The 3,205-nt window shown below is 74.5% G+C and carries 3 protein-coding genes; 1 reads left to right on the plus strand and 2 read right to left on the minus strand.

The annotated features are described in order from the left end of the window. Positions 1-51: 51 nt before the first annotated feature. The gene (locus AB0K37_RS36275) at positions 52-1,065 is read right to left on the minus strand and encodes a hypothetical protein (RefSeq protein WP_363989071.1); all 1,014 of its coding nucleotides are present in this window, start codon (positions 1,063-1,065) and stop codon (positions 52-54) included. Positions 1,066-1,438: 373 nt separating this feature from the next. On the opposite strand from AB0K37_RS36275, the gene AB0K37_RS36280 reads away from it, so the two are divergent. Further along, positions 1,439-1,690, plus strand: a complete 252-nt coding sequence (locus AB0K37_RS36280; protein ID WP_363989073.1) for a hypothetical protein — start codon at positions 1,439-1,441, stop codon at positions 1,688-1,690. A gap of 73 nt (positions 1,691-1,763) precedes the next feature. Here AB0K37_RS36280 and AB0K37_RS36285 read toward each other — a convergent pair whose 3' ends face one another. Continuing rightward, positions 1,764-3,017, minus strand: coding sequence for an NAD(P)-binding domain-containing protein (locus AB0K37_RS36285; protein ID WP_363989076.1), 1,254 nt, complete (start codon positions 3,015-3,017; stop codon positions 1,764-1,766). Positions 3,018-3,205 lie beyond the last annotated feature (188 nt).

Raw genomic sequence — 3,205 nt, forward strand, 5'->3', positions numbered from 1 at the left:
ACGTGGAGCAGGAGAGCGACCGCGACATCGACGGCCTCTCCCGCATGGTCCTCACCGACGCCGAATCGGCAGCGCGGGACCGGGCGAGGGAGTGCGGCGGTCGCCGCTGCAGCCCGTGCAAGGCTCGGCGCTCTCGTGCGCCGGCTCGCGCGCGCTCGCCGCGACCGGGACGGCTGCGGACCTGGCGTGGGACCTGGCGTGCGACTCGGCGGCGGGTGCCGCCTCGTCCCGGGCCCGGTCGACGCCGGGCTGCGCCTTCGGCGCCTGCTGGACCGCGGCCGTCGCGCCGTCCTGCAGCAGCGGCTGCTGGTCCGTCACCCGGTGGACGAGCCCCCCGATGACAGGACGCTCCTGAAGGAGGTCGGACAGGCGCACGCGCGGCACACCGGCCTCCTCGGCCACGTCACGCACCTGGCGGACGGTCCGGTCCTTGCCGTCGAGCACATCCTGCTGCCGTGCCCGCAGGTACCGGACGGGGTGCTCCCTGATCTCCCGCACACCCCCCGGGACAGCTCCGGAAACAGGGCCGAGCCCAGGACCAGGGCCCACGCGAGGAGCGGAGTCCGAAACGGTCTCGGAGAGGGATTCCGACACACCGCTGACCGAAGACCCGGCATGCCGGTCGTGACGCCCCTGCCCGCCGTTGCGGACCAGCCCGCCTCGACGGACCTGACCGCCCTGAGCGGCCTGACCGGCGTGACCGACCTGGCCGCCGCGGGTGGCGCGGCCGCCGTTGTGGCGGATCTGCCCCTCGTGCCGGGCCTGACCGGCCTGGCCGTTGCGGGCCTGGGAGTCGTGGCCGGCGGTGAGGTCGCGGATGGCCGCCGCGCCGTCCAGGTTGGCGACGCGCGGGGTCTGGTCGAGGAGACCGTGGTCGTCCGGGCCGGCGGCGGGACGTGCGGCCCGCTCGGCGGCGAAGGCGGAGTGGGTCAGCGCGGAGAGCGTGAGCCATCCCGCGAACGCGAAGCCCGCGACGGCGACCAGGCGGACCAGAACGGAGAGGAGGGCGTGCCGCGGCCGACCCTGCGGGCGCTTCGCCTCGCGCTGGATCGGTTCGGTGTGCACAGCCGCTTCCTCTCGTCGTCGTGGCCGTGGCCAGGCCGTTTTCGGGTCCCGGTCGTTCCGGACGGCATGAACGTAGCACCGCGACGGAACCGATCAAGGAGCCATTGCCCGGTCTCCCGCCGTGTCTCCCCATCATTTACCGTTGCATTAATCCGGCTTTTATCTCGGCCGGTTTCCCGGCACCTGTCGCCCTTTTTGCCAGGCTCTTTCTTTTTGTCGGGACGCACGGCTTTCTTCGGGGCCTCGATGCCCTTGCGGGACCGTCAGGCACCGCCCCCATGCCTGGCGTCCGGGGGAAGCATGGTGGACGGTATCGGTGCGCTACATTCAGTGAGCGGGCGGTCACTTCCGGCCGTCCAGCGAGGAGCCTGCGATGATCGATCCCTCGTCCGCGATGGCGCGCCTGCTGCCCGCGCGCACCCAGCGCCCCCGGCGCGAGACCCGCCGGTTCGTCACCCGCGCCGACGCCGATCTGATCATGCTCTCCGCCGTTTCCACCGCTCAGGACGCGGCGCCCGCGCGCGGCCGGCGCGGCGCGTGGACGCTCTACTCGCGCCTGCAGTGGTCCGTGGCCGTCGCCAAGGCCGAGCGCGCGCGCCGCCGGGCCCGGCCGCCCTGGGTGTGACGAGCGGCCGGTCCCGGAGAGCCGGGAGCCGGCGGGCGCCCTGGGGCGCACCGCCGGCTCGGAGGAGGATCCTTCACCTCTGGGAGGAGGTTCCCGGCTCCAGGAAGGCGGACCGTCGGCTCGCCGGCACCCGCACGCGCGGCGTCCGCCGGACGATGTGGTGCGCGATCCGCCGGGCGGCGAAGTCGGCGCCGTGCACGAACCGCATGACCGGCCCGAAGGTGGGGGCGGCGGCGAGCCCGGCGAAGTAGAGGCCGGGCGCGGACGCCTCGAAGTCGCGGCTGAGCACCGGCGCGCCGAGCCGGGTCGTGATCCGGTCGCGCAGCTCGGGAGCGAGCAGGGTGAGCCGCTCGACGTCGGGGACGAACCCGGTCGCGGCGATGACGTGCTCGACCTCCGTGACGAGGCGGCGCCCCTCGTGGTCGGTGGTGGTGAGGGCGACGCCGTCGTCCTGCTCGACGGCCTTGGCGAGCAGGCGGCCCGTCGAGACGCGGATCCGCTCGTCCAGCCGGTCGCGCAGCCACCAGGAGCCCGCCGGCGGGAGCGTCTCGCGGACGATCCGCCGCCGGGTCCGCTCCGGCAGGTACCGGACGAGCCCGGGCCGCTCCGCCCACAGCCACGTCCGGTAGCCGGTGCCGAGCCCGGACCTCGGCCCCTCCCGCAGCAGGGTGCGCGGCGACCGGCGCTCCTCGGGGACGGTGTTCCAGTCCAGGACGCGCCGCCGGGCGATCAGGTGCGGCCGCGCCCCCGCGTCGGCCAGCAGCACCGCCGTCTCCAGCGCGGACTGCCCGGCGCCGACGACCGCGACCTCCTTGCCCGCGAACAGGCCGAGGTCGCTGTGGGCGCTGCTGTGCGAGACGAGCCACGACGGCATGCCCGCCAGCTGCTCCGGGATGTGCGCGAACGGCCCGACGCCGACCGCGACGACGACCGCGCGCGCCGCGATAGCCTCGCCCGTCGACAGCGTGACGAGGTAGCCGCCCGCGATGCCCTGCTCGACCTTCACGACCTGCGCGTCCTCGGTGCCCGGGACGGCCTCGGCGGCGAACCAGCGCCCGTACTCCACGAACGTCTCCAGCGGGATCGGCTGCCCGATCCGCCAGCCCGGGTGGCGGTCGGTGAACCGCAGGCCCGCCTGCGGCGCCCCGAGGTTGGAGGCGAACGGCTCGGACTTGAGGTACATGCCGAGCGGCATGTTCGCGTCCCAGAACCGCATCGGCTCGCCGATGACCCGGACGTCCAGCCCGAGATTCTGCAGGTAGGCCGCCGTCGACAGGCCGTAGGGCCCGGCGCCGGCGATGACGACGTCGCTGGCCGAGTCGCTCATGTTCGATTCCCCCCGTGTGTGCGTGGTGTTACCTGGTGCGGAGCCGTTCGACCGCGCGGAGCGCGCTGCGCCGCCCCATGGCGAGGAAGGGCGGCAGGTCGTCGCCCGCGTACCAGGCGAACTCGTCGGCCTCCCGCAGCGGGCGGAGGGCCTCCCGCAGCGGGCGCAGCCGCGGAAGCCGCGGTGTT

This window comes from Actinomadura sp. NPDC049753 (genome assembly GCF_040674655.1).
GTDB classification, from domain to species: domain Bacteria; phylum Actinomycetota; class Actinomycetes; order Streptosporangiales; family Streptosporangiaceae; genus Spirillospora; species Spirillospora verrucosospora.